Below are 24,114 nucleotides of genomic sequence, written 5' to 3'. Positions count from 1 at the left end.
TAAAAACTCCCCAACTAGGCATAATTTTAGACTTTAACTATTTTATATTAATTGAGTTTAAATATCAAACCACATACCTTACATTGTGGGTAAGTGGAAAACCACATTTTATTAGTAAAAAAACACAATAAAAAAATAAGCCTGTGGAAAACTCACCCTTTTTCCACTTTAAACTATCTACAGTTATAAATGGCTTAAAATAGGCATTTCTGGAATTTTATCAACCTATTATGTACAAGGTTTTCCACAGAAATTTGGAAAAATGTGGATAAAAAATGCCGGAAAATATTAATCAACATGTTATCCACAAAATCAACATTTTGCTGTGGATAATTTTTTTTTACACCACATGTAGATGAAATTAATTTTAAAAATATTTTAAGATTTTTATTATGTAATTACGTGGAGTTTATGGCTTGACTGACGCGTTTTTATTTATTATAATTATAAAGATTTTTTCCACACAGGATGCAATCATTAATCATTTAAATGGATTTTTCAATACATTTAGGTGATTACGTACATTAAATTCGAGATTGATTTAGTTTGTATAAGAAGGAGGTGTTTCCACTATGAAGATGACATTCCAGCCTCATAAGCTTCAGAGAGCCAGAGTACACGGCTTCAGAGCAAGAATGGCTACTAAGGGCGGCAGAAAAGTACTTGCTGCTAGAAGAGCAAAGGGAAGAAAGAGATTATCAGCATGATTTAAAGGCCGCAGTAAATGTGGCCTTTTTTCTTCAATTAAAAAAGGAATAAAAAATGCTTTTTTCAGAATCAATGAAAAAAACAAGTGAATTCCGCAACGTTTATGAGAATGGCAAGAGCTATGCCAATAAATATATTGTGTTATATGTGTGGGAAAATGGCCGTTCTGACAATAAACTTGGGATTTCATGTAGTAAAAAAATAGGGAACAGTATTGTGAGGCACAGATTTGCAAGACTTGTTCGAGAATCATACCGATTACAGGAAAATGTATTCAATAGTGGTTTGGATATAGTAATCGTAGCCAGAGCCTGTGCGAGAGATGCTAGTTTTTTTGATATTCAGGAATCTCTATTAAGCCTGGCAGGTAAGGCCCGCATAAAGAAAAATGGCGGTATTTTATGAAGAAAATATTGATTTTTCTTATAAAATTTTATAGGAAGTATTTGTCTCCATTAAAGAGAACAAAATGTCCATATATACCGACTTGTTCGGAGTATGGACTAGAAGCAATAGAAAAGTACGGGGCATTAAAAGGGGGACTTTTAGCCGTTTGGAGAATTATTAGGTGTAATCCTTTTTCAAGCGGAGGTTACGATCCGGTTCCGTGAACTTTTAGAGGAGGTACAATTTGATAGGAGTTTTGTTAACTAAGGACACAGGCAAAATTGTTGGTCCTGTAGCGTGGCTTCTTGGCCATGTTATGAATGGAATTTTCAATGTTCTCAACACTATTGGAATTCCTAATATAGGTCTTGCAATTATAATTTTTACAATTGTTATTTATCTGTGTCTTCTTCCTTTAACTTACAAACAGCAGAAGTTTTCTAAACTTCAGGCTAAGATGAGCCCTGAACTCAAGGCTATTCAGGATAAGTATAAAGGTAAAAAAGATAATGATTCAATGCTTGCTATGCAGGCAGAAACTAAAGAGCTTTATGCTAAATATGGCGTTTCACAGACTGGTAGCTGTCTTCAGCTTATCATTCAGATGCCTATTCTGTTTGCTCTTTACAGAGTAATTAGTAATATTCCTGCATACGTTACAATCGTAAGAAATGCTTTTTATCCTCTTGTAGAGGAACTTCGTACAGCTGATGGGGCTGCTGATTTCTTTCAGACACTTAAGAGCGCTTCTCAGTTTACAAGTAGATTTTCAAATGAACAGTTCACTTCAGGAAATGTAGAATTTGTTGAGAATACATATATTGATATCCTCAATAAGACATCAACAGCAGATTGGGCTAGTATTTCTGAGCACTTCACAAATCTTTCTTCTTCTATAGATAAGACTCATAGTGCTCTGAATACATTTAACTCATTCCTTGGACTTAATATAGCTGATAGTCCAATGTATATGATTCAGACTGCATTTGCCAATAAGAATTTCCTTTTATTCTTTGGCGGTGTTATGGTTCCTGTTCTTGCAGCATTTACTCAGTGGGTTAACACTAAGCTTATGCCTCAGAATACTGATCCTAATGCCAAGCTTGATCCTAATGATCCAGCTGCTCAGATGCAGCAGTCTATGAAGACTATGAACATTATGATGCCTCTTATGTCAGCATTCTTCTGTTTGAGTCTTCCTGCAGGTATGGGTGTTTACTGGATTGCCGGTGCTGTGATCAGATCTATTCAGCAGATTGTTATTAATAGACACATTGATAAGACTGATATAGACGCAGAGATTGCCAAGAATACTGAGAAATACAAAAAGAAGATGGAGAAGATGAAATCATCTCCTAATATGAATATGTATGCCAATATGTCTACAAGAAATCTTTCTTCAGTTGCAAGAAAAGAGACTGTTACTACTGAAGATGTAGAGAAGAAGGTAGCCAGATCCAGAGAAATATACGAGAAGAACAACATTCGTAAGGATTCTCTTTTAGCCAAGGCAAATATGGTTAAAGATTATAACGAAAACTATACAAAAGAATGATAGGGGAGATTGTAATGGACTTTAGGGAATTTACAGCTAAGAATGTAGATGATGCTATTACAGAAGCTTGTGAACAGCTTATGGTTACAAGCGACAGATTAGAGTATGAAGTAGTTTCAAGCGGTTCAGCAGGATTTCTCGGAATCAATGCTAAGCCAGCTATAATCAAAGCAAGAATTAAAGAGGACAAGCCTGAAGTTAAGGAAGTTGCTCCTAAGACTAATGAAGTTAAGACAGAAACATCTAAGGTTGATACAAAAAGTGAAACTAAGGAAGCACCTAAGGCTGAAGCTAAGAAAACATCAGCTGCTGATGGTGATCTGTTTGTTCAGAAAGCTAACGATTTTCTTAAAGATGTCTTTGGCGCTATGAATATGGAAGTTAACGTTAATACTAAATTCATTGCTGAGGATAGTATTCTTGACGTTGAGCTTAGCGGAGCCGAGATGGGCGTTCTCATTGGTAAGAGAGGACAGACTCTGGATTCTCTCCAGTACCTCATTTCACTTGTAGTTAACAAAGAGTCATCTGATTATGTTCATGTTAAGGTTGATACAGAGAACTATAGAGAGAGAAGAAAAGCTACTCTCGAAAATCTTGCCAAGAACATTTCTTATAAGGTTAGAAAGACTAGACAGTCTGTTGCTCTTGAGCCTATGAATCCTTATGAGAGAAGAATTATCCATTCTGCTCTTCAGAATGACAGATATGTTACTACTCATAGTGAAGGTGATGAGCCATTTCGCCGTGTTGTTGTAACACTCAAGAAATGATACTTTTAGATAAGTATCTAAAATACTTGTTTTCGTCTGTGTTGTAATTCATTAAGACTTTAAAACAAGAATCTGCTTCCTTTCAGCATTGATCAAAACAGTTAGCAGATTCTTGTTTTTTGTTTAATGCATTATCAGATCATTTGAAAACTGAGTATTTTAGATACTTTTTCTTTAGGTCTATTTTTTTATTTATTTCTTTGTATGCTATATTAGTATTAGTTGATAATACTTTTTGATTATATAATTGCTACTGTTTCTTTTTGTTTAAGTGAAGTTACTAGGTAAGGAAGAAATGTCGAATTATTTGAATAACTTTAATGGTGATACAATCTGTGCTATAGCGACTGCAATGAGTGATGCGGGAATTGGCATTATCAGAGTTAGTGGTCCTATGGCTCTTGAAATATGTGATAAGATTTATGTTTCTGCAGCTAAAGAACACAATCTTTTAAAGCATAAAGCCAATACCATTACATATGGATATATTGTGGATAACTCTCTTCCGGAAGAAAATCAGATTATTGATGAAGTAATGATTTCTTTTATGAAAGCACCTCATAGTTATACCAGGGAGGATGTTATAGAGATTAATTCTCATGGTGGAATGTTGATCATGAATCAGATTCTGCAACTTCTATTAAAAAACGGATGTCGAATTGCTGAACCTGGAGAGTTCACAAAAAGAGCTTTTTTAAATGGTAGAATTGATCTCACAAAAGCTGAAGCTATTATGGATGTAATAAGTGCTCAGAATAATTTTGCACTTGAGGCATCAAGAAATCAGCTTCAGGGAAAAATTTATAAAAAGATAAAATCCCTTAGAGAGAAGATTATTTATCAGATGGCTTTTATAGAATCTGCTCTAGATGATCCTGAAAATTATGACCTCACCGGATTTTCTGATAAATTAGATATTATTATTTCTGATATTATGTCGGAAATTGGACATATGATTGATACTGCTGATGAAGGCAAAATTAGAAAAGATGGTATTAAAACAGTAATTGTTGGTAAGCCAAATGCCGGTAAATCATCTCTTCTTAATACTCTTACCGGAGATGAGAGAGCTATAGTTACTGATATTGCTGGAACAACCAGAGACATTATTGAAGAAACAGTAAGGCTTGGAGATATCGTTCTGCATCTTATTGATACTGCCGGAATTCGCAATACTGAAGATGTTATCGAAAAAATCGGCGTTGATAAAGCTAAGTCTATGATCCAGGAAGCAGAACTTGTCTTGTATATTCTTGATTCTACAGCAGAAATTGATGATGAAGACAATGATATTATTGACCTTTGCAAGAATAAGAAGACTATAGTTCTTTTAAATAAGGATGATTTAAGTGATGAAATTAAGATAACAGATGATATTGTTCGTATGCGTTTTTCAGATACTTCTAACTATAATTTACCTATTATTAAGACTTCAATGCTCAAAGGAAACGGTATTGATGATCTGAAAAAAGCTGTATCTGATTTATTCTTAAATGGTGAGATTGTTCCTAAACAGGAGCTTTACATAACAAACCTTAGACATAAAGCTCTTTTACAAGATAGTTTCGATAGTTTGCAGCTTGTAAGGAATAGTATTGAGCAAGGTTTGTCTGAAGATTTTTATACTGTGGATTTAAATGATGCCTATGCAAGTTTAGGCGAAATAATAGGTGAAGAGGTTGGGGATGATCTTGTTGAAGAAATCTTCTCCAAGTTCTGTATGGGTAAGTGATTTATGATGGATATTAGAGAAAAATATGATGTTGCTGTAATTGGTGCTGGTCACGCCGGATGTGAAGCTGCACTTGCGTGTGCCAGACTTGGACTAGAAACAATTATTTTTACAATGAGTGCTGATAATATAGCATTCATGCCATGTAATCCACATATTGGTGGATCTTCCAAGGGTCATCTTGTTCGTGAGATTGATGCTCTTGGTGGACAGATGGGTAAAGTTATTGATAAAACTTTTCTGCAATCAAAGATGCTTAACACTTCTAAAGGACCTGCTGTCCATTCTCTCAGATGTCAGGCTGATAAGATGGAATATTCCAAGGAGATGAAAAGAGTTCTTGAAGCTCAGGAACATTTATCTATCAAGCAGGCTGAAGTTTCTGAAATACTAATGGAAGATTATCAGGTTGATAATGAAGAAGCAGAGTACACCAAAAAAATAGTCGGAGTTAAGATTTTTTCCGGGATTGTTTATGATGTAAAAGCTGTGATTCTTTGTACAGGCACTTATCTAAAAAGCAGGTGTCTTACAGGAGAAGCAATTACTTATAGTGGCCCTAATGGACTACTTCCATCTAATCTATTGTCTCAATCTCTTATCGATGCCGGTATAGAACTTCGCAGATTCAAGACCGGAACACCAGCAAGAATGGATGGTAATACAATTGATTATTCCAAGATGTCAGAGCAATTTGGTGATTCTCCTGTTGTTCCATTTTCTTTTGATACAGATCCTGATGAGGTTCAAAGGCCGCAGGTGTCATGCTGGTTGACTTATACAAATGAAAAAACACATGAAATAATACGTAATAACATTGATAGGTCGCCAATTTATGCCGGAATTATTGAAGGTATTGGTCCCAGGTATTGTCCTTCCATAGAGGATAAAGTTGTTAAGTTCCCTGACCATGAGAGACATCAGGTATTTGTAGAACCTGAGGGAACATATACAAACGAAGTTTATATTGATGGCATGTCATCTTCACTTCCGGAGGATGTTCAGATTGCAATGTATAGAACAGTTCCGGGTCTTGAGAATTGTAAAATTGTAAAAAGTGCTTATGCTATCGAATATGATTGCTTATGTCCTGGACAATTGATGCCTTCTTTGGAAATTAAAAATATTCATGGACTATTTAGCGCTGGTCAGTTTAATGGAAGTAGCGGTTACGAAGAAGCTGCTGCTCAGGGATTATATGCCGGAATTAATGCAGCAATGCAGATTAAGAACAAACCATATCTGACTATTGATCGCTCGGAAGGATATATTGGTGTTCTTGTAGACGATCTTGTTACTAAAGAAAACCTTGAGCCATACAGAATGATGACATCAAGAGCTGAGTATAGACTTTTACTCAGACAGGATAATGCAGATATAAGACTTCGGAAAAAAGGTTATGAAGTTGGTCTTATCAGTGAAGATAAATATAACAGGCTTACAGATAAGATAGATAAAATTGCTAAGGAAGTAGAACGCCTTAAGAATACTACTGTTGGTGCTAATGCTACTATTCAGAAATTTATGGAAGATAATGGTAGTTCTCCACTTAAAACAGCGACATCTCTTGCAGAACTAATTTGCAGACCTGAGTTTTCATATGAAACATTAGCCCCTATTGATAAAGAAAGACCTGTTTTATCTAAGGAAGTTATTGAACAAGTTGAGATAACTATCAGATATGAAGGTTATATTAATAGACAGGAAAGACAGGTTGAACAATTTAAGAAGCTTGAAAAGAAACTGATTCCTGCTGATATTGATTATAGTGATGTTTCAAGTTTACGACTTGAGGCAAGACAGAAACTTGAGAAGTTTAGACCTACTAATATAGGACAGGCTTCCAGAATTGGAGGAGTTAATCCTGCTGATGTTTCTGTTTTGTTGATTTACCTTGATTCTATTTATAGAGGAAAAAATGATGAGAAATAAATACTCGCAGATGTTAAAAGATTTAAAATCTTTTAACGTGGAACTAAGTGATAAACAGCTTGAACAGTTTGATAAGTATTATGAATTACTTATTAAATGGAATGAAGTAATGAATCTAACTGCTATTACAGATTTTGATGATGTTTGTAAGCTTCATTTTGTTGATAGTATATCTGCTGTACAATATTTTGATTTCTCTGATAAGGAATACTCACTTATTGATATAGGTACCGGAGCAGGCTTTCCAGGTATTCCTCTTAAGATTGTTTTTCCTAATTTACATATTACTCTTTTTGATTCTCTTAATAAGAGACTTAAATTCCTGGATGAAGTTATCGATACTCTTGGACTTAATGAGTCAGGTTCTATTGTAACTCTGCACGGAAGAGCAGAAGATTATTCTTCTTCTAAATCAAAAGATTCTCTTAGGGAGTCTTTTGATCTTGTAGTATCAAGAGCTGTTGCTAATATGTCTACTCTTTGTGAATACTGTTTACCATATGTTAAGGTTGGTGGTAACTTCATAGCTTATAAAAGTGAAAAAGCTTCTGATGAATTACAGAAAGCAAAAGGAGCAATTCATTTGTTAGGTGGAAAGCTTATTAGCTCTGATGAATTTCTTCTTCCTAATACTGATATCAATAGAACTATTTGTATTGTTAATAAGATTGAACCTACTTCAAAAAAGTATCCTCGTAAAGCAGGTGTTCCTTCTAAAGAACCACTTTAATATATATTGTGTTGATAATTTTTTATCGGTGAGAATGTTTCATGTGAAACATTAAATTCTCATTACTAATGATTGTTTCACATGAAACATTGCAGTACTAAATATAGTATTGTTTCATGTGAAACATTACTTTTGTATTAGAATTGTTGAAATAAGACAGAAAATAGTCAGCACAACATATAGTGATTTCATTAAAATCAAAAAATAAAAAGCAGATTTTAAGACTTTGTGACATAAAAAGTTTAAAAGAAATACAAAAACTTAGTGTTTAGTTTTAGTTTTGTGCTAAAATCATATTAGTGCTTAATTATGTGGAGGAGAAATGGGTAGAGTAATAGCAATAGCAAATCAGAAGGGAGGAGTCGGTAAAACAACGACTTCTATTAATTTGGCTGCAGCCCTTGCAGAAAAAGGTAAAAAAGTATTAGTTATAGATACTGACCCGCAGGGTAATACGACAAGTGGACTCGGACTAGATAAAAATGAGCTTGATAATACAATTTATGAATTGATGATCGGCGAATGTGATGTTAAAGATGCAATTCATGAAGAGGTCTTTGATAAATTAGATATTATTCCTTCAAATGTCAATCTGGCTGCTGTAGAAATAGAACTTATAGATGCGGAACAGAAGGAATACATTCTGAGAGAATCAATAAAAGAAATCAAAGATAACTATGACTTTATTATTATAGATTGTCCACCTTCACTTAGTATGTTAACTGTAAATGCTATGACAACAGCTAATACTGTACTGGTCCCAATTCAGTGTGAGTATTATGCTTTGGAAGGACTTAGCCAGTTAGTACATACAGTCAATCTTGTTAAAGACAGACTGAATCCTGAACTTGAAATGGAAGGTGTTGTATTTACAATGTTTGATTCAAGAACAAACCTTTCACTTCAGGTAGTAGAGAATGTTAAGGAACATATTCAGGAAAATGTTTATAAAACAATAATCCCTAGAAATATCAGATTGGCAGAAGCGCCAAGTTATGGACTCCCAATAAACATTTATGAGCCTAAGTCAGCTGGTGCAGAAGCATATAGACTTCTTGCAGATGAAGTTATAGATAGAGAATTCTGAAAGCAAATTCTAAATATATAAAATGGGAAACAATAGTTGGAGGAGATAATGGCAACAAAAAGTGTTAAAAGAGGTCTTGGAAAAGGCCTTGATTCAATAATACCTGCAAAGGTAAGTCCTGCTAAAGAAGTAAAGATTGAAGAAAAGCATATAGAGGGACAAGTTGAAAAGGTAAATATTACAAAGGTTGAGCCTAACAGAAATCAGCCAAGAAAAACATTTGATGAAGATAAGCTCTTAGAACTTGCTGATTCAATCAAACAATTTGGAATCATAAATCCTCTTATAGTTAAGGATAGAGGAGACCACTATGAAATAGTAGGTGGTGAGAGAAGATGGAGAGCAGCCAAGAAGGCTGGACTTAAAGAAGTTCCTGTAATAATTAAGGACTTGTCTGAACAGGAAATAGCAGAAGTTGCTCTTATAGATAATATTCAGAGAGAAGACATCAATCCTATTGAAGAGGCACTTGCTTATAAGAAATTGATTGATGAATTTGGATATACACAGGATGTAGTTGCTGACAAAGTATCCAAGAGCAGAGTTACGATTACTAACTCACTCAGACTTTTGAAACTGTGTGACAAAGTAAGAGAGATGGTAATTGAAGGTCTGTTATCAACGGGACATGCCAGAGCACTTATACCGGTAGAAAATCCTGATGAGCAGTATGAGCTTGCGCAGAAAGTTTTTGATGAAAAACTGAGCGTTAGAGAGACAGAGAAGCTTGTTAAGAATCTTGGAAAGACAACACCTAAGAATAAGAAGAAAGCTCAGAACCAAGAGAGTATAGATGCTGTTTATGGAAGTCTGTCAGAGAAATGTAAGCAGGCTCTTGGAACAAAGGTAGATATTTCATCTAAAGGAGATGGAGTTGGCCTTATCCAAATTGAGTTCTATAACAATGATGATCTCGAGAAAATCATTGAGAGAATATGTAAGGAAAATTAAATAACATTGTTGGGGAGCTAAAATGAACAGTAGTATACTTAGTGCGATAGGATTAGGAAATTTTGATCCGGCAATTATATTTATAGTAATGCTGGTACTTCTGATTGTAGCGTTTATACTGATAATCATCCAGTGGAGAAAAATTTCCAAGCTTGAGCGTAAATATTCCAAGTTTATGCAGGGCAAGGAAGCAGAATCTCTTGAGGATGAGATCGTAGGTCTTTTCCATGATAACAGAATGATCAGAAGTGAGAATGAGAAAAACAGAAAAGATATCATTGACATAAACAGAAGGTTGAATAACTCGTTCCAGAAAATTGGCCTTGAAAAATATGATGCATTTAGTCAGGGGGGTGGAAAACTTAGTTTTGCCCTGTGTATGCTCGATGAAAAGGATAATGGATTTCTTTTGAATTCAGTTCATAACTCAGATGGAATGAATTATTCATATTCTAAAGAGATTACTTCCGGAGTTGCAGATGTTGAACTTAGCAAAGATGAAAGAAGAGCATTGGAAAAAGCTTTGGAAAGTACAAAAAGATAAAGAATTTTAAAAAAATAAGAGAAAAAATAGAATCAAAAAATTGAGTTATAATAACGGATGATATTTAATAGATAGCATCTAACAAAAATACCAATAAGGGTACCTACAATTAACAGATACCTGGAAATAAATAAATATTTTGGAGGAGATCAAGATGATCGACATTAAATTTTTACGTGAGAATCCAGATGTAGTAAGAGAAAACATCAAAAAGAAATTTCAGGATGAGAAGCTTCCTCTTGTAGATGAAGTTATCAAACTGGACGAGCAGAGAAGAACAAACCAGCAGGAAGCTGATGAAATTAGAGCTCACAAGAATAAGATTTCCAAAGAAATCGGTGGACTTATGGCACAGGGCAAAAAAGATGAAGCTATGGCCCTCAAGGATGAAGTAGCCAAGGAAGCAAAGAGACTCGAAGAGCTCGAAGAGAATCAGAAAAAGCTTGATGAAGAAGTAACAAATAAAATGATGATCATCCCTCAGATTATTGATGAGTCAGTACCTATCGGTAAGGATGATTCACAGAATGTGGAAATCGAGAAGTTCGGTGAGCCTGTTGTTCCGGATTTTGAGATTCCTTATCATACAGATATTATGGAAAGCTTTGACGGAATTGATCTTGATGCAGCAAGAAGAGTAGCAGGAAATGGTTTCTACTATCTCATGGGAGATATTGCAAGACTTCATTCTGCAGTTATTTCTTATGCAAGAGACTTCATGATTGATAGAGGCTTTACTTACTGTGTACCACCTTTCATGATCCATGGAAATGTAGTAGCCGGAGTTATGAGTTTCCCTGAGATGGAAGCAATGATGTACAAGATTGAAGGTGAAGATCTTTACCTTATCGGTACAAGTGAGCATTCAATGATCGGTAAATTTATCGACCAGATCATTCCTGAAGAGGAAATGCCTAAGGCTCTTACAAGCTATTCACCATGCTTTAGAAAAGAGAAAGGTGCACATGGTATCGAAGAAAGAGGTGTTTACAGAATTCACCAGTTCGAGAAACAGGAAATGGTAGTTATCTGTAAGCCTGAAGAATCCAAGGCATGGTATGACAAGCTTTGGAAGAATACAGTAGATCTTTTCAGATCAATGGATATTCCTGTACGTACTCTTGAGTGCTGCTCAGGAGATCTTGCAGATCTTAAGTGTAAGTCATGTGATGTTGAAGCTTGGTCACCAAGACAGAAGAAGTATTTTGAAGTTGGTAGCTGCTCTAATCTTGGCGATGCTCAGGCAAGACGTCTTAAGATCAGAATCAAGGGTAAGGATGGAAACTACCTTGCTCATACACTTAACAACACAGTTGTTGCTCCACCAAGAATGCTTATAGCATTCCTTGAGAACAATCTTCAGGCTGATGGAAGCGTACGTATTCCTGAGGTTCTTCGTCCATATATGGGTGGAAAAGAAGTACTTGTTCCAACAAAGAAAAAGGCTTAAATCTGTGACTGTTGCACAACAGTCATAATTAGTACTAGTAAATATGAGGTGAAATCCTAGTGCATAAATTTTTACGCTGCGTAGGTTTTTCAAAAATTAAAAATAGAAAAGAATTAACGGCACTTATAACAGCTTGTATACAGGATGCTACAAGAAGAAGTTATGTATCCACTGAAGATGACGGAATGGTAGCAGAGTTTACAAGGGATTTTGCTGATGACATAGGACTGGCTGTCTGCGGGGAATTTGATGAGGAAGATAAATTCATTTATGAATATTATTATCCTTATCTGATCCCATCAGGAGTCAGTACTGAAGAAGATCTCAATGTAGAGAGACATGCGGCCACTATTTCATACGAAGGAGTGTGTAATGAACCGAGGGTTGGTGTAACACTCATATTTTATCTATTGAATATGATTCCTTATATGAAATATGAAAATGAGAAAAATTTCCCGATAAGAGGAACAACACTCAGTCTTTCAGCGCTTTCTACAAAGGGACAGATTCTGATGCCTATTGCCAAAACTGAAGAGGAAAAAGAAGTAGCCAGAAAGAAAAACAATTATCGTAATAAGCTGATCAATAATGCCAGAAAAGGAGACGACACAGCAATTGAGTCTCTGACATTGGACGACATGGATATATATACATCTATTTCTAAGAAGATAAGGAAAAATGATGTTTATAGTCTTGTTGATTCTTATTTTATGCCATTCGGAGTAGAGTGTGATCACTATTCTGTTCTGGGAGAAATTACTGCAACCAGAAAAGTTACAAACAGATTTACAGGTGAAATAGTTCACATTATGAGGATCAATTGCAATGATCTGGAGTTTGATCTTGGAATTAATGAAATTGATCTTCTCGGAGAACCGGCTGTCGGTAGAAGATTTAAGGGAAACATTTGGATGCAGGGACAAATAAATTATCCTGATTCCAAAGACAATAAAGGAAATTAAAAATATTTAAGGAGGAACAAAAATGGCAACACCACATAATAGTGCAGAAAAAGGCGATTTCGCTAAGACCGTCCTGATGCCTGGAGACCCATTAAGAGCTAAATTTATAGCAGAGAATTTCCTTACAGACGTTAAATGCGTTAATGAAGTAAGAGGAATGCTCGGCTTTACAGGAAAATATGAAGGAAAAGAAGTATCTGTAATGGGACATGGTATGGGTATTCCTTCAATTGGTATCTATACATATGAGCTTTTCAATTTCTATGATGTTGACAATATTATCAGAGTAGGCTCTGCAGGTGGAATGCAGGACGATGTTAATGTAAGAGACATAATTTTTGCTATGGGTGCACACACTGATTCCAACTATGGATTCCAGTTCGGTCTTCCTGGAACATTCTGTCCTACAGCTACATATGACATCCTCGAGAAGGCTGTTAATATAGCTAGAGAAAAGGGTGTAAGATACCATGTAGGAAACGTTCTTGCTTCTGATGCTTTCTATAAAAAGAATTGTGATGAAGCTGATCGTTATAGAAATCTTGGATGTCTTGCTGTTGAGATGGAGACAGTAGCTCTTTATATGAATGCTGCAGAAGCTAAAAAGAATGCTCTTACAATTCTTACTGTATCTGATCACCTCTACAAGACTGAGGAACTCTCAGCAATAGAGCGTCAGAACAGCTTCACAGACATGATGGAGATTGCTCTTAAGACTGCAATCAAGCTTTGATAGATAGTAATCCCAATAATATGAAAGATTATATACAGCTGTTACAAATTAGTTTGTTAACAGCTGTATTTTTAAAGAAAATGAGACTAATATTTGTTCGACACGGAGAGCCTGATTATGCTAACGACTGCCTGACAGCCAATGGTGAAATACAGGCTAAGGCAACAGCCACGAGACTTGAAAAAGAAAACATTAAAAAAATATATTCATCTCCTATGGGAAGGGCAGTTGCAACAGCCGTTTATACAGCTAAAGACCATGACCTTGATATAAATAAGCTGGATTTTATGCACGAAATAGACTGGGGTGATAAAGACAGTGACAGTCAGGAAAAAATACCTTTTGACGGACATCCTTGGTCACTTGGTTACAAGCTTCTTACAGAAAATCCTGAGTATATCGGAAGTAATAACTGGTCATCACATCCATATTTTCAAAAGAACAGATGCAGTAACTATTTTGAACCAATATCAAAGGGAATAGATGAGCTTTTATCAGAATATGGGTTAAAAAGAGAAAACGGATTTTATAGATGTGTAGAAAAAAATGATGATACTATAGCTCTTTTCGCACATGGCGGATCAGGAGCTGTTCTCTTTTCCCACATACTGAATATGCAGTTTCCGGCGGTGCTAACCATGCTTCCATATGGAGTATGCTCAGTTTCTGTAATTGCATTTGACGGAGAAGCAGGAGATATGGTTATTCCCAGGTTTGAGATATTCAATGATATGAAGCATCTTGAAAAAGTAAAACTTGAGAAGATGAATTTTGGAAAGTGATAATCTTGATTAGAGAAATTCATTGTGATAATATATATAAGCGTGCTGACTGCGACATTCAGTCAGCACATTCATATTGTGTTTCCGTAGCTCAGCAGGATAGAGCGTTCGCCTCCTAAGCGAAAGGTCGTGCGTTCGAATCGCATCGGGAACATTGAAGGGAAGTGCTTTTTGCACTTCCTTTTTTATTTTCCCCGAAAAAGTGAGTGAGTATGAGTGAAAAGTTGAAAAAAACATTTGAGGACGTTATAATTTATTCAAAGAGATTTTATTAAAACGGATTTTAATAAAAATGATTTTAATAAAATGGAGGCTTTAGATGTTTATTGGAAGAGAGCGAGAATTACAGTCGTTAGAGACAGTGTATGCTAAAGAAGGTTTTGGAATGACCGTTATTTATGGTAGACGAAGAGTGGGTAAGTCTACGCTTATTACTGAGTTTATAAAGGAAAAGAAAGCAATATTTTATACAGCTACAAAAGTGGGAGCAGATAGAAATCTAGAGCTTTTTGCTAAACAGGTTTTAGATGTGGTAGATCCGGATTATAGTGGCGTAGCGTTTTCTTCTCTTGAAAATGTGCTTGATATACTAACCAAAAGGACATCTGTATCAGATGGGAAAGTAATTCTTGTTATTGATGAGCTTCCATATTGGGCAGAGAAGGATGAAGCGCTTCTTTCCATTCTTCAGAAATACATAGATACACAGTGGCTTGATAAAAATCTCATGTTGATACTCTGTGGCTCAGCGCTAAGCTTTATGGAAAATAAAGTACTTAGCGAAAAGAGTCCTGTGTTTGGAAGACGCGATTCTCAAATCAAGCTGGAAGCATTTAATTACAGGGATTCAGCATTATTTGTTCCCAATTATTCACCTGAAGATAAGGCTGTTTGTTATGGCGTAACTGGTGGTGTAGCCAAATATCTGGCTATGATCGATTCGACAAAAAGCTTGGATGATAACATAAAAAGATTGTTCTTTAATACAGATGGGTATCTCTTTGATGAGACTAAGAATCTTCTTACGCAGGAGTTTGCGGATGTTACCTTGGTAAACAATATTATTGAGCAAGTAGCTTCTGGAGAGAATACATTAAATATCATTGCTTCTAAAGTAAAAGAGAAAGATGCTACAGTACTGTACTCTTTGGAAAAACTGATCGATGTAGGATTGGTAGAAAAGAAAAAGTGCATAACAGAAGAAAAGAACAAGAAGAAAACTCAGTATGTGCTTAAAGACCATATGTTTAAGTTCTGGTATGAGTTTATACCGAAAGCTATAAGCGTAATAGAGATGGGACAAGGTGAACTTTATTATGATAAGGTTGTAAAGCCGCAGCTACATGCGTTTATGGGAAGTGTATTTGAGGAAATGTGCAGGTACTATACCCTCGAACATGGGATACAAGGAGCATTTGGATCATTCATAACTGAGGCAGGAACATGGTGGGGCGTGGAGCAGCTTCAAGATGACACTGGTAAGTGGTATCAGCAGGCAACAGACATTGATGTAGTGGGGCTTTCCACAGTTGATAACACTGCCGTGATTGGTGAATGTAAATTCAAAAATGAGAAAATTGATAGAGGTGTATACGAAACTCTATTAGGAAGAGCGAGGCTGATCGCAGGTAAATACAATGTTACAAAGTATCTTCTGTTTTCGTTAAGCGGATTTACAGATTGGTTTGATACGCAAGATAAAACCAATATTGTACTGATAACAGTAGAGGATATGTATCATTAAAAAGCGCAGACGTCTGCGTATATTGACATTAATTTAACGAATATTAAGTTTAGGTGGCTATAAATGATAATCAAGATAGCTGAATATGAATGTACCGAATGCTGGGATGGAGTTTTTTACAAGAAGCTTTCAGACTACCCTAATATTACAGAATGGGAAATCCAGACAGTATATGATTTCATAAATTACGAAAAACAAAATGGCAGGGCTTGTTCTGTAGAAGCTGATGATAGTATCTTAAAAAAGATTGAAGAATATAGGAAAATATATGATGTAAGACATTCTATCTTGATAATGATTGTAAGGACATCTGGAGTTGGTCAGAGAAAGTGTATGAATTTGTAAAGGGTGAAAAACGATGAAGGTGGGGATAGTCTAACCTTCTTCCTAAGAAAAAATTAATAAAGGATAGCCGTCAGGTTGCTATAAATATACACTTAATTATGATAAAATTATTAGTACAAAACAGATGACCCGTTTATAGCAAGGAGGGCAAGTATGACTATAACCAAAAACCTGAATGGTGATCAACTTGAAATTGTACTTGAAGGCAGACTTGATACAATGACAGCTCCTGACTTAGAGCAGGTAATAAGAGAAAGTCTGGATAATGTTAGGAATCTGACTGTTGATATGAAGAATCTGGAATATGTTTCTTCTGCTGGTCTAAGGACTCTTCTTATTGCCAAAAAACAGCTCCACAACAAAGGAAACGTGAAAATTGTCAATGCCAATGACATTGTGAAAGAGGTATTTGAAGTAACAGGCTTTGATGAATTACTAGACGTTGAGTGATCTGCGCTAAGGAGGTGCTATAGATGAAGTCAGATGTTGTTACAATTGATAATAAAGGATTGGGATTTAAAGAAGCTGTAGAGGCAACCAAAAAAATAGCTGATTTTAACGGGCTTGGTGACAAGGAATCATTAAAGCTTCAGTTATGTGCTGAAGAGATGCTCAGCATGGCACGCAGTATTACCGGAGAAATTAAGGCTTCTTACTGGGTCGAGTGCGAGAATGGCAAGTATGATCTAAAGATGACAACGCAGACTGTGATGGACAAGGAAAAGAGACACCTTCTTCTTTCTTCTGCCTCATCACATAAAAATGAAGCAGCAACAACCTTTTTGGGAATGCTAAGAGATGCCTTTGAAGAGGCTATGCTCTCCGAAAGTGATAAAACATACTATGAGCTTCCGGACGAAATTGCTTCTGACGTTGTTGGAAGATATATTGATGATCCTGAGTGGGATCGTTATGAACAATCAGTACTTAAAAAGCTCGCTGATGATATTAAGATTTCTATCAAAGGCGGAGTAGTAGAAATGACGGTTACAAAAGCTTTCTGAAATATACTTGAGTAGACATAATAGAATTCAATATATGAAGTCTGTTAGTGGTTTGTAATACTCGCAATATTTTTCAAATAATAATCAGGGTCGGCTTATCAAAAAGAGCTGACCCATTTTTGTTGTACAAGACCGGCAAGCGAATGGATGCGGTTCTTTGTAATATAAATAAATACCCGCAACAATTAGGTAGATGTCAGGGCTCTAATCTATTACTATGGATTCTAGGAGGGTGAACTTATGGATGAGGGCAAAAAACTGATAGTAAAGAAATTAAGACCATATCTGTATCTTTTGGACGAGAATCATGAGTGTACAGGTTTTCTTGTCATTGGGGAAAAGAAAGCCTGTCTTATAGATACAATGCTGGCTTTTCACGATTATAAAAAGGTAATAGAAGAAATAACTGACAAACCTGTCATAGTTATAAATACTCATGGCCATCCGGACCATATTTACGGAAATATCTTTTTTGACGAGGCATATATTAATCCAAAAGATATTCCGATGACAAAAGAATTCATCGAAGATCCTGAGTTTATAGAAGAATGTAATGAAAGAGGATTGACTTTCCCTCCTTTTAAAGAAATAAAGGGAGGCGACGTTGTAGACCTTGGCGGGAAAACGCTTGAAGTTTACGATCTTCCGGGCCATACTCCCGGAGGAATAATACTGCTTCTAAAAGAGGATAGGATTCTTTTTACAGGAGATGCAATCAATCATCATCTGTGGCTGCAGGTTCCACATGCAATGACTTATAGAGAATGTGTCAAGGCAATTGACGATGTTCTGTTTTTGGAAAAAGAGGCAGATTATATTCTTCACGGACACGCAAGAGATTTTGATGACATTTCTCTGATGCGCTGTGTGAGGAATGGTATTCAGGAAATAGTTGATGGTAAGACAGAAAATGATATGCCCTATGAGTGGTTTGGCGGAGTCTGCAAACAGCATCCGTTCAAGGTTGTAGAAGGCAGACAATATCAGCAGGATGATCATGTTATCGTGTACATTGAAGGAAATATCTAGAATTATATTTTTAGGAAGGAATGGGGAAAATGGCAGAAAATTTTTTTCCGCTGAAGACTAAGCACTTCATTATTGCACCTGGCAATGTGAAAAATGTTTTAGAAGAGGAGTGGAGCGTAACACTTAACGATGGTGACAAGGCAAGAGTCGGCAGTATCCACTTTGAAAACGGCATTTTAAATGGCGAAGTTCAGATGGAAGTTGAACTTGAGAAGGAGTATGAAAAGAGTAAATATGTACAGGAGCTCTTTTATTCAATGGCGCGCTTTGTTTTTCAGTCTGATGATATCAGAGAAATCTCAACGCAGTGCAGGCATGAAAATGACCATAGAGTAAAGGGACTGGAAAAAGCCGGTTACGTATTTAGACAGTTTAAAGATGGAAACGACTATTACTCCATGAAAAAGCAAAAGACTTCATGGACCGGATTATATGTTTTCATCGGCCTGATTGCGGGATTTATTCTGGGACTTACAGTATCAAATCTCTTTATGGGGACAATTATTGGAGTATTATCAGGTGCAATCATAGGATTTCTACTTGATAAAAGAGAAACCGGTAAAAACAAATAAAAATAGCAAGGAAAGAGAAAATATGGAAGAAAAAATAACACTTACAATTCCCAAAAAGAAAAATATTGCGCTTATAGCTCATGATGGAAAAAAGGCTGAGCTGATCAAATGGTGCAAGGATAATTCAGAAATCTTAAAAAGGCACTTTTTGTGCGGAACAGGAACAACAGCCAGAATGATAGCAGATGCAACAGACCTTCCTGTCAGAGGTTATAATTCAGGACCACTTGGCGGAGATCAGCAGATTGGTGCCAAGATTGTAGAAGGTAAGATCGATTTTGTAATATTCTTTTCAGATCCTCTTACAGCGGCACCTCATGACCCTGACGTAAAAGCTCTTATGAGAATTGCGCAGGTTTACGATATTCCATTTGCCAACAACAAAGCAACTGCAGATTTTCTGATAAATTCATCACTTATGGAAGAGGAATACAATCACGATGTTATTAACTTCCAGCAAAATATTGAGCACAGAGCAGAAACACTGCCTAATAAGTAATTATGCGGGAGGACAATATGAGTGTTTTACAATACACAGAGATAAGTAATATCTCTTCAGATAAGATCAATATCCTTGGAAGAACAGGTAAAAAGCGTCAGCCTCTGCCTGTCTTTTTCAATGGAGGCGGAGTAGAGGTTGTTGTTACAGGATCTGAACTTTGGATTGATCTGGAAACAGATTCTGATGTCAATGAAATGTGGGTTGCACTTGAGATAAATGGCGCGTTTATAGCAAGACAGATGCTACTTCCGGGGGAGCACAGCCTGTGCCTGTTTAGGAGCATGGAAAAGACAACGCCTAAGAGAGTCAGATTATATAGAGAGCTTCAGGCAATGAATGACGATCCCAAGGTTAAGCTTCTGTTCAAAGGATTTAAACATGATGGAGAATTTCAAAATGTTCCTGTATATAGCAGAAAGCTTGAATTTATCGGAGACAGCATAACATCAGGAGAAGGCAGCTACGGAGCATTTGATGATGTAGACTGGATCCCAATGTATATGAGCGCTTCTGCTAACTATGCGACTATGACAGCCAAGGCACTTAACGCAGATTATCACCTTGTTTCTCAGGGAGGCTGGGGAGTATTCTGCGGATGGGATAATGATGTAAGGCATAATCTTCCTTCTGTATATGAGAAAGTATGCGGCCTTGCAAAAGGTGAAATGAACGAGGAACTGGGAGCTCAGGAAGAATATGATTTTGCAAGCTGGCAGCCTGATGCGATTATTGTTAACCTCGGAACTAATGACGTTACTTCTTTTAACCAGCCTGAGTTTTTAAATCCTGACGATGGCAAGACCTACAAGATGAGGACAAACACTGACGGAACCAGAAACAGAGAAGATGAGCTCAAAATAGTTTCTGCAATAATTGATTTTTTGACTATGTTAAGAAAACATAATCCAAATGCGCAGATCATATGGAGCTACGGAATGTTAGGCAGTGATCTCAATCTTGTTATAACAGAGGGAATAAATAAATATAAGGAAAATGCGGGAGATGAAAAGGTTTCATTCTTCCAGCTTCCAAATACAACAATGGAAAACTTCGGATCTCATATGCATCCAGGACCCAAATCACATCAGAATGCGGCAAAAGAGCTGGTGGATTATTTGAGAAATAAACTTGGCTGGTTTGAATGATTAGTTTTAAAGTAAGTATCAAAACCAACAATATTTTCTCAAAATAATCGGAAATATTGCCATTTGTTTATGAGACGGGCCATGTTAGAATACACATAGGTAGGTTTAATAACATATTATTGCGCACAACTGATGAGGCTCCTTATCAGTTGCATTTTTGCGCTGTTCGGAGGGCAAGCGATGGACAAATCATTTCCAGAAATAAAGACCTTTTTTGGCTTTGGATGTATGAGACTTCCAATGATCGGGTCAGAAGTAGATATTGAGCAGTTCAAGGAGATGGTTGATTACTTTATTGATAATGGTTTCAACTACTTTGATACAGCTCACGGATACATTGATGGCAAGTCAGAGAAGGCTATTAAAGTAGCTATTTCAGACAGATATCCAAGAGAGAAATTTCTTTTAACTAACAAATTATCAGATTCCTACTTCCACAAGGAAGAGGACATCAGACCATTTTTCCAGAGTCAGCTTGAGTTCTGTGGTGTGGAGTACTTTGACTTTTATCTTATGCATGCTCAGAATGCAAGAAATTTCGAGCAGTACAAAGAGTGCAGAGCGTACGAGACAGCATTTGAGCTGAAAAAAGAGGGTAAGATTAAGCACGTAGGTCTGTCTTTCCATGACAGTCCTGAGGTTCTTGATAAGATTCTTACAACTTATCCTGATGTTGAAATCGTGCAGATTCAGTTCAACTATGTGGACTACGAGGATCCAGCTGTTCAGAGCCGTAAGTGCTACGAGGTTTGCCGTAAGCATAATAAGCCTATGATTGTTATGGAGCCAGTTAAGGGCGGAAGCCTTGTTAAGCTCCCTGAGGAAGCTCAGAAGGTATTCGATGAGATGGGCACAGGCCTTTCAAATGCAAGCTATGCCATCAGATTTGCAGCTAATCAGGAGGGTATCAGAATTGTTCTTTCTGGTATGAGTGACATGGCTCAGATGAAGGACAACGTTTCCTTCATGAAGGACTTCCAGCCTCTTTCAGATAAAGAGCTGGCTGCGATTGCCAAGGTTACAGCAATCTACAAGGGCAAGGACATGATTCCTTGTACATCCTGTCACTACTGCGTTGAGCAGAATCACTGTCCTATGAATATCAAGATTCCTGAGATGTTCGGATGTCTTAATACTTACAAGATATTCAATGACTGGAATCAGAAGAGATATTACAGAGAGCAGCTTGCTTCTGGCGAGAACTCACCAGCCAGCGCCTGCATAGAGTGTGGCGGCTGTGAGGCAGTTTGTCCTCAGCATCTCGAAATCAGAAACCTTCTCAAGGAAGTGGCTAAAGAGCTGGAGTAATCTAATTTAATAGAAATGTCAAAAGGCGGCACTATTGTAAATGAAGCAGTAGTGCCGCTATTTATATTAAACATAAATATGAGTAAAAATTTAGTAAAAAAATGAATTATAATATATAAGCAGATATATTATCATGATTTGTAGAATGACAAAAATGATAATCATAGAGCAAATCATCAATTAAAGGAAATAAAGAGGCCTATTTATTCATGAGTGTAAAAATTATGGGGAAAAACACGATGAGAAGAAAACTATCTGCCGGGATACTTGCAGGGATATTAGCAGGAAGTCAGCTTGTTGGGTGCGGAAGTGCGAGTGCAGAGCATGACAATACTAATGAAGCGGTGCAGGAAAGATCAGATACCGAATTTATTGATAAAACAAGTAATGAAATCGATTCATCTGACAGCACCGAGAATAAAGCAGATAATGATATTGAGGAGACAATAGCAAATATGGAGATTTCAAGGACAATCAAGCTTGATACCAGTAATATTCAGACATTTAACGATACTAATGGTGATGGATATGGAGAATTTCAGGGTTTTGGAACAAGCCTTTGCTGGTGGGCTAACAGATGCGGATACAGTGAGAAGCTTACTCAGGATTCAGCCGAGGCCTTTTTTAACAAGGAAACAGGACTTGGTATGACAATAGGCCGATACAATGTTGGCGGCGGAGATAACGTAACAACAGAAGACATCACAGCTTCGATGAAGGAGGAAAACCCCTTTATTCACAAGGATCACATCAGAAGATCAGACTCAGTAGTTCCGGGCTATGCTACAGATGTTACGAAAATAGATTTGTCCGAGAATACCAAAGAGTATTACGAGACCAATTTTGCAAGAGCTGACTTCGACTGCGGATTTGCATGGAACTATGACTGGAATGCAGACAAGAATCAGATGAATATCCTGATGGCTGCAGCAAAGGCTGCGGGAGATGAATTTATTGCAGAAGCCTTTTCTAATTCGCCCCCATATTTCATGACAGTTTCAGGATGCACATCAGGCGGAGAAGACCCTTCAGTTGATAATCTCAGAGAGGACTCCTATACAGCGTTTGCCTGCTATATGGCAGATGTAATAGAGCACTGGGCAAAAGAGGGAGTGATAAATTTCCAGAGCGTTGATCCTATGAATGAGCCCGCATCAAGCTACTGGAAATATGAAAGCGAGAAGCAGGAAGGATGCCACTTTTCTCAGGGAGAGTCGCAGTCAAGGATACTTGTTGAGCTTAATAAAGAGCTTCAGAATAAGGGTATAAACATAATAATCTGCGCATCTGACGAAACCAGTATTGAAGCGGCTATCATGTCTTATAAGAACCTTTCTGCAGAAGCCAGAGAAGTAGTGAGCAGAATAGATACCCATACTTATCAGGGAACACAGAGAAATATGCTAAGGACAATTGCTCAGGAAGCAGGTGTTAATCTGTGGATGAGCGAAGTTGACGGAACCTATTCTATTGGTAAAAAAGCTACCAAAATGAGCGCAGCTCTTGGTTTTACAGAAGCTATCATGACAGACTTAAACGGCCTTATGCCAAGCGCATGGATAATGTGGGACGCAGTAGACCTACATGTAGATTCAAATAATAAATATGATACCTGCACAAGAGCAGAAGCAGACAAGATAATTGAGGAGGGCACTCCTTTTTGGGGAATTGCAATTGGAGATCACGATAAACAGGAGCTCCTTCTTAGCAAAAAATACTATGCTCTTGGACAGTTCTCAAGATATATCCGCCCTGGATATACCCTTGTTGGTTCATCGGATAATACAGTAGCAGCAGTTAACAAGGAAGATAAGAGTATTGTTATAGTAGCACTTAATACAAATTCAGATGATCTTAAATGGGAATTTGATCTGTCTAAGTTTGAAACCGGAACAGGAAACATCACAGCAATCAGGACAAGTGGCGATGAGAACTGGGCAGATGTAACGGATTCATGTGGAATTACACAAAACGGCAATACATTTACAAGCTTTATCAAGGGAAGTTCTGTTACTACATTTATTATCAGGTAATAATATAGGATACCGAATAAAGTCATGACTAAACAAATATGAGAAATTAGCAGTTTCTGAATATTCGTATATCATATTGGTAGCGTTAAGGAATGCGAAGGGGGAA

Annotated in this window: 25 protein-coding genes and 1 tRNA gene; all 26 read left to right on the top strand. The window is 36.7% G+C overall.

Annotated features, from left to right (window positions below; translation table 11 throughout):
- The first annotated feature begins 572 nt into the window (after positions 1 to 572).
- The 26 genes from rpmH (at position 573) to BPR_RS14920 (ending at position 24,008) form a co-directional block, all read left to right on the top strand.
- Complete coding sequence (gene rpmH / locus BPR_RS15045) at positions 573 to 707, top strand: 50S ribosomal protein L34 (RefSeq protein WP_013282343.1); 135 nt, start codon at positions 573 to 575, stop codon at positions 705 to 707.
- A gap of 55 nt (positions 708 to 762) precedes the next feature.
- Positions 763 to 1,113, top strand: a complete 351-nt coding sequence (gene rnpA, locus BPR_RS15040; protein WP_013282342.1) for a ribonuclease P protein component — start codon at positions 763 to 765, stop codon at positions 1,111 to 1,113.
- Positions 1,110 to 1,319, top strand: a complete 210-nt coding sequence (gene yidD / locus BPR_RS15035; protein ID WP_013282341.1) for a membrane protein insertion efficiency factor YidD — start codon at positions 1,110 to 1,112, stop codon at positions 1,317 to 1,319. The genes rnpA and yidD overlap by 4 nt, the downstream gene beginning before the upstream one ends.
- Before the next feature lie 20 nt (positions 1,320 to 1,339).
- Complete coding sequence (locus BPR_RS15030) at positions 1,340 to 2,650, top strand: YidC/Oxa1 family membrane protein insertase (protein ID WP_013282340.1); 1,311 nt, start codon at positions 1,340 to 1,342, stop codon at positions 2,648 to 2,650.
- Between the two features lie 14 nt (positions 2,651 to 2,664).
- Positions 2,665 to 3,423: an RNA-binding cell elongation regulator Jag/EloR gene (jag, locus tag BPR_RS15025; protein ID WP_013282339.1), complete on the top strand. Its 759-nt coding sequence runs from the start codon at positions 2,665 to 2,667 to the stop codon at positions 3,421 to 3,423.
- Between the two features lie 295 nt (positions 3,424 to 3,718).
- The gene (gene mnmE, locus BPR_RS15020) at positions 3,719 to 5,155 is read left to right on the top strand and encodes a tRNA uridine-5-carboxymethylaminomethyl(34) synthesis GTPase MnmE (protein WP_013282338.1); all 1,437 of its coding nucleotides are present in this window, start codon (positions 3,719 to 3,721) and stop codon (positions 5,153 to 5,155) included.
- Between the two features lie 3 nt (positions 5,156 to 5,158).
- Positions 5,159 to 7,087 carry a tRNA uridine-5-carboxymethylaminomethyl(34) synthesis enzyme MnmG gene (mnmG, locus tag BPR_RS15015; RefSeq protein ID WP_013282337.1) on the top strand — a complete coding sequence of 643 codons (1,929 nt, stop codon included), beginning with the start codon at positions 5,159 to 5,161 and terminating at the stop codon, positions 7,085 to 7,087.
- Positions 7,077 to 7,817 carry a 16S rRNA (guanine(527)-N(7))-methyltransferase RsmG gene (gene rsmG / locus BPR_RS15010; RefSeq protein WP_143754364.1) on the top strand — a complete coding sequence of 247 codons (741 nt, stop codon included), beginning with the start codon at positions 7,077 to 7,079 and terminating at the stop codon, positions 7,815 to 7,817. Before mnmG ends, rsmG begins: the two co-directional genes overlap by 11 nt.
- 322 nt (positions 7,818 to 8,139) lie before the next feature.
- On the top strand, positions 8,140 to 8,904 hold the full coding sequence (locus BPR_RS15005; RefSeq protein WP_013282335.1) for a ParA family protein: 765 nt from the start codon (positions 8,140 to 8,142) through the stop codon (positions 8,902 to 8,904).
- 48 nt (positions 8,905 to 8,952) lie between these two features.
- Positions 8,953 to 9,855: a ParB/RepB/Spo0J family partition protein gene (locus tag BPR_RS15000; RefSeq protein WP_013282334.1), complete on the top strand. Its 903-nt coding sequence runs from the start codon at positions 8,953 to 8,955 to the stop codon at positions 9,853 to 9,855.
- Between the two features lie 22 nt (positions 9,856 to 9,877).
- Positions 9,878 to 10,399 (top strand): DUF4446 family protein, encoded by a 522-nt coding sequence (locus BPR_RS14995; RefSeq protein ID WP_013282333.1) that lies wholly within the window; start codon positions 9,878 to 9,880, stop codon positions 10,397 to 10,399.
- A gap of 154 nt (positions 10,400 to 10,553) precedes the next feature.
- Complete coding sequence (gene serS, locus BPR_RS14990; protein WP_013282332.1) at positions 10,554 to 11,849, top strand: serine--tRNA ligase; 1,296 nt, start codon at positions 10,554 to 10,556, stop codon at positions 11,847 to 11,849.
- Between the two features lie 59 nt (positions 11,850 to 11,908).
- On the top strand, positions 11,909 to 12,811 hold the full coding sequence (locus BPR_RS14985; RefSeq protein WP_013282331.1) for a DUF3881 family protein: 903 nt from the start codon (positions 11,909 to 11,911) through the stop codon (positions 12,809 to 12,811).
- Between the two features lie 22 nt (positions 12,812 to 12,833).
- Positions 12,834 to 13,544: a purine-nucleoside phosphorylase gene (gene deoD, locus BPR_RS14980; RefSeq protein WP_013282330.1), complete on the top strand. Its 711-nt coding sequence runs from the start codon at positions 12,834 to 12,836 to the stop codon at positions 13,542 to 13,544.
- 80 nt (positions 13,545 to 13,624) lie between these two features.
- A complete protein-coding gene (locus tag BPR_RS14975) occupies positions 13,625 to 14,326 on the top strand; it encodes a histidine phosphatase family protein (RefSeq protein WP_167531177.1) in 702 nt (233 codons plus the stop codon).
- A gap of 80 nt (positions 14,327 to 14,406) precedes the next feature.
- Positions 14,407 to 14,480: transfer RNA gene (locus BPR_RS14970), tRNA-Arg, on the top strand.
- A 165-nt stretch (positions 14,481 to 14,645) separates the two neighbouring features.
- Complete coding sequence (locus tag BPR_RS14965) at positions 14,646 to 16,070, top strand: ATP-binding protein (RefSeq protein WP_013282328.1); 1,425 nt, start codon at positions 14,646 to 14,648, stop codon at positions 16,068 to 16,070.
- Between the two features lie 63 nt (positions 16,071 to 16,133).
- Positions 16,134 to 16,415 (top strand): hypothetical protein, encoded by a 282-nt coding sequence (locus BPR_RS14960; RefSeq protein WP_013282327.1) that lies wholly within the window; start codon positions 16,134 to 16,136, stop codon positions 16,413 to 16,415.
- A gap of 153 nt (positions 16,416 to 16,568) precedes the next feature.
- A complete protein-coding gene (locus BPR_RS14955) occupies positions 16,569 to 16,865 on the top strand; it encodes an STAS domain-containing protein (RefSeq protein WP_013282326.1) in 297 nt (98 codons plus the stop codon).
- 23 nt (positions 16,866 to 16,888) lie between these two features.
- Positions 16,889 to 17,419, top strand: coding sequence for a hypothetical protein (locus BPR_RS14950; RefSeq protein ID WP_013282325.1), 531 nt, complete (start codon positions 16,889 to 16,891; stop codon positions 17,417 to 17,419).
- 240 nt (positions 17,420 to 17,659) lie between these two features.
- Positions 17,660 to 18,448, top strand: a complete 789-nt coding sequence (locus tag BPR_RS14945) for an MBL fold metallo-hydrolase (RefSeq protein ID WP_013282324.1) — start codon at positions 17,660 to 17,662, stop codon at positions 18,446 to 18,448.
- A 29-nt stretch (positions 18,449 to 18,477) separates the two neighbouring features.
- Complete coding sequence (locus BPR_RS14940; protein WP_042257209.1) at positions 18,478 to 19,020, top strand: hypothetical protein; 543 nt, start codon at positions 18,478 to 18,480, stop codon at positions 19,018 to 19,020.
- Positions 19,021 to 19,042: 22 nt separating this feature from the next.
- Positions 19,043 to 19,519, top strand: a complete 477-nt coding sequence (locus BPR_RS14935; RefSeq protein WP_013282322.1) for a methylglyoxal synthase — start codon at positions 19,043 to 19,045, stop codon at positions 19,517 to 19,519.
- Positions 19,520 to 19,536: 17 nt separating this feature from the next.
- On the top strand, positions 19,537 to 20,667 hold the full coding sequence (locus BPR_RS14930; protein WP_013282321.1) for an SGNH/GDSL hydrolase family protein: 1,131 nt from the start codon (positions 19,537 to 19,539) through the stop codon (positions 20,665 to 20,667).
- Positions 20,668 to 20,847: 180 nt separating this feature from the next.
- Positions 20,848 to 21,975 (top strand): aldo/keto reductase, encoded by a 1,128-nt coding sequence (locus BPR_RS14925; RefSeq protein WP_013282320.1) that lies wholly within the window; start codon positions 20,848 to 20,850, stop codon positions 21,973 to 21,975.
- A gap of 239 nt (positions 21,976 to 22,214) precedes the next feature.
- Positions 22,215 to 24,008 carry a glycoside hydrolase gene (locus BPR_RS14920; protein ID WP_052301838.1) on the top strand — a complete coding sequence of 598 codons (1,794 nt, stop codon included), beginning with the start codon at positions 22,215 to 22,217 and terminating at the stop codon, positions 24,006 to 24,008.
- Positions 24,009 to 24,114 lie beyond the last annotated feature (106 nt).

This window comes from Butyrivibrio proteoclasticus B316, assembly GCF_000145035.1.
GTDB classification, from domain to species: domain Bacteria; phylum Bacillota; class Clostridia; order Lachnospirales; family Lachnospiraceae; genus Butyrivibrio; species Butyrivibrio proteoclasticus.
Note: the sequence above shows the minus strand (reverse complement) of the source record. Positions and strands in the feature narration are given on the sequence as shown.

What these genes read in the sequence shown, in the direction of transcription:
- BPR_RS14975 (WP_167531177.1), top strand. Translation starts at nt 13,625, where the DNA reads ATGAGACTAATATTTGTTCGACACGGAGAGCCTGATTATGCTAACGAC.
- BPR_RS15005 (WP_013282335.1), top strand. Translation starts at nt 8,140, where the DNA reads ATGGGTAGAGTAATAGCAATAGCAAATCAGAAGGGAGGAGTCGGTAAA.
- deoD (WP_013282330.1), top strand. Translation starts at nt 12,834, where the DNA reads ATGGCAACACCACATAATAGTGCAGAAAAAGGCGATTTCGCTAAGACC.
- BPR_RS14920 (WP_052301838.1), top strand. Translation starts at nt 22,215, where the DNA reads ATGAGAAGAAAACTATCTGCCGGGATACTTGCAGGGATATTAGCAGGA.
- rsmG (WP_143754364.1), top strand. Translation starts at nt 7,077, where the DNA reads ATGAGAAATAAATACTCGCAGATGTTAAAAGATTTAAAATCTTTTAAC.
- rpmH (WP_013282343.1), top strand. Translation starts at nt 573, where the DNA reads ATGAAGATGACATTCCAGCCTCATAAGCTTCAGAGAGCCAGAGTACAC.
- BPR_RS14940 (WP_042257209.1), top strand. Translation starts at nt 18,478, where the DNA reads ATGGCAGAAAATTTTTTTCCGCTGAAGACTAAGCACTTCATTATTGCA.
- BPR_RS14930 (WP_013282321.1), top strand. Translation starts at nt 19,537, where the DNA reads ATGAGTGTTTTACAATACACAGAGATAAGTAATATCTCTTCAGATAAG.
- BPR_RS14955 (WP_013282326.1), top strand. Translation starts at nt 16,569, where the DNA reads ATGACTATAACCAAAAACCTGAATGGTGATCAACTTGAAATTGTACTT.
- BPR_RS14925 (WP_013282320.1), top strand. Translation starts at nt 20,848, where the DNA reads ATGGACAAATCATTTCCAGAAATAAAGACCTTTTTTGGCTTTGGATGT.
- jag (WP_013282339.1), top strand. Translation starts at nt 2,665, where the DNA reads ATGGACTTTAGGGAATTTACAGCTAAGAATGTAGATGATGCTATTACA.
- BPR_RS14960 (WP_013282327.1), top strand. Translation starts at nt 16,134, where the DNA reads ATGATAATCAAGATAGCTGAATATGAATGTACCGAATGCTGGGATGGA.
- BPR_RS15000 (WP_013282334.1), top strand. Translation starts at nt 8,953, where the DNA reads ATGGCAACAAAAAGTGTTAAAAGAGGTCTTGGAAAAGGCCTTGATTCA.
- rnpA (WP_013282342.1), top strand. Translation starts at nt 763, where the DNA reads ATGCTTTTTTCAGAATCAATGAAAAAAACAAGTGAATTCCGCAACGTT.
- mnmE (WP_013282338.1), top strand. Translation starts at nt 3,719, where the DNA reads ATGTCGAATTATTTGAATAACTTTAATGGTGATACAATCTGTGCTATA.
- BPR_RS14935 (WP_013282322.1), top strand. Translation starts at nt 19,043, where the DNA reads ATGGAAGAAAAAATAACACTTACAATTCCCAAAAAGAAAAATATTGCG.
- mnmG (WP_013282337.1), top strand. Translation starts at nt 5,159, where the DNA reads ATGATGGATATTAGAGAAAAATATGATGTTGCTGTAATTGGTGCTGGT.
- serS (WP_013282332.1), top strand. Translation starts at nt 10,554, where the DNA reads ATGATCGACATTAAATTTTTACGTGAGAATCCAGATGTAGTAAGAGAA.
- BPR_RS14950 (WP_013282325.1), top strand. Translation starts at nt 16,889, where the DNA reads ATGAAGTCAGATGTTGTTACAATTGATAATAAAGGATTGGGATTTAAA.
- BPR_RS14965 (WP_013282328.1), top strand. Translation starts at nt 14,646, where the DNA reads ATGTTTATTGGAAGAGAGCGAGAATTACAGTCGTTAGAGACAGTGTAT.
- BPR_RS14945 (WP_013282324.1), top strand. Translation starts at nt 17,660, where the DNA reads ATGGATGAGGGCAAAAAACTGATAGTAAAGAAATTAAGACCATATCTG.
- yidD (WP_013282341.1), top strand. Translation starts at nt 1,110, where the DNA reads ATGAAGAAAATATTGATTTTTCTTATAAAATTTTATAGGAAGTATTTG.
- BPR_RS14995 (WP_013282333.1), top strand. Translation starts at nt 9,878, where the DNA reads ATGAACAGTAGTATACTTAGTGCGATAGGATTAGGAAATTTTGATCCG.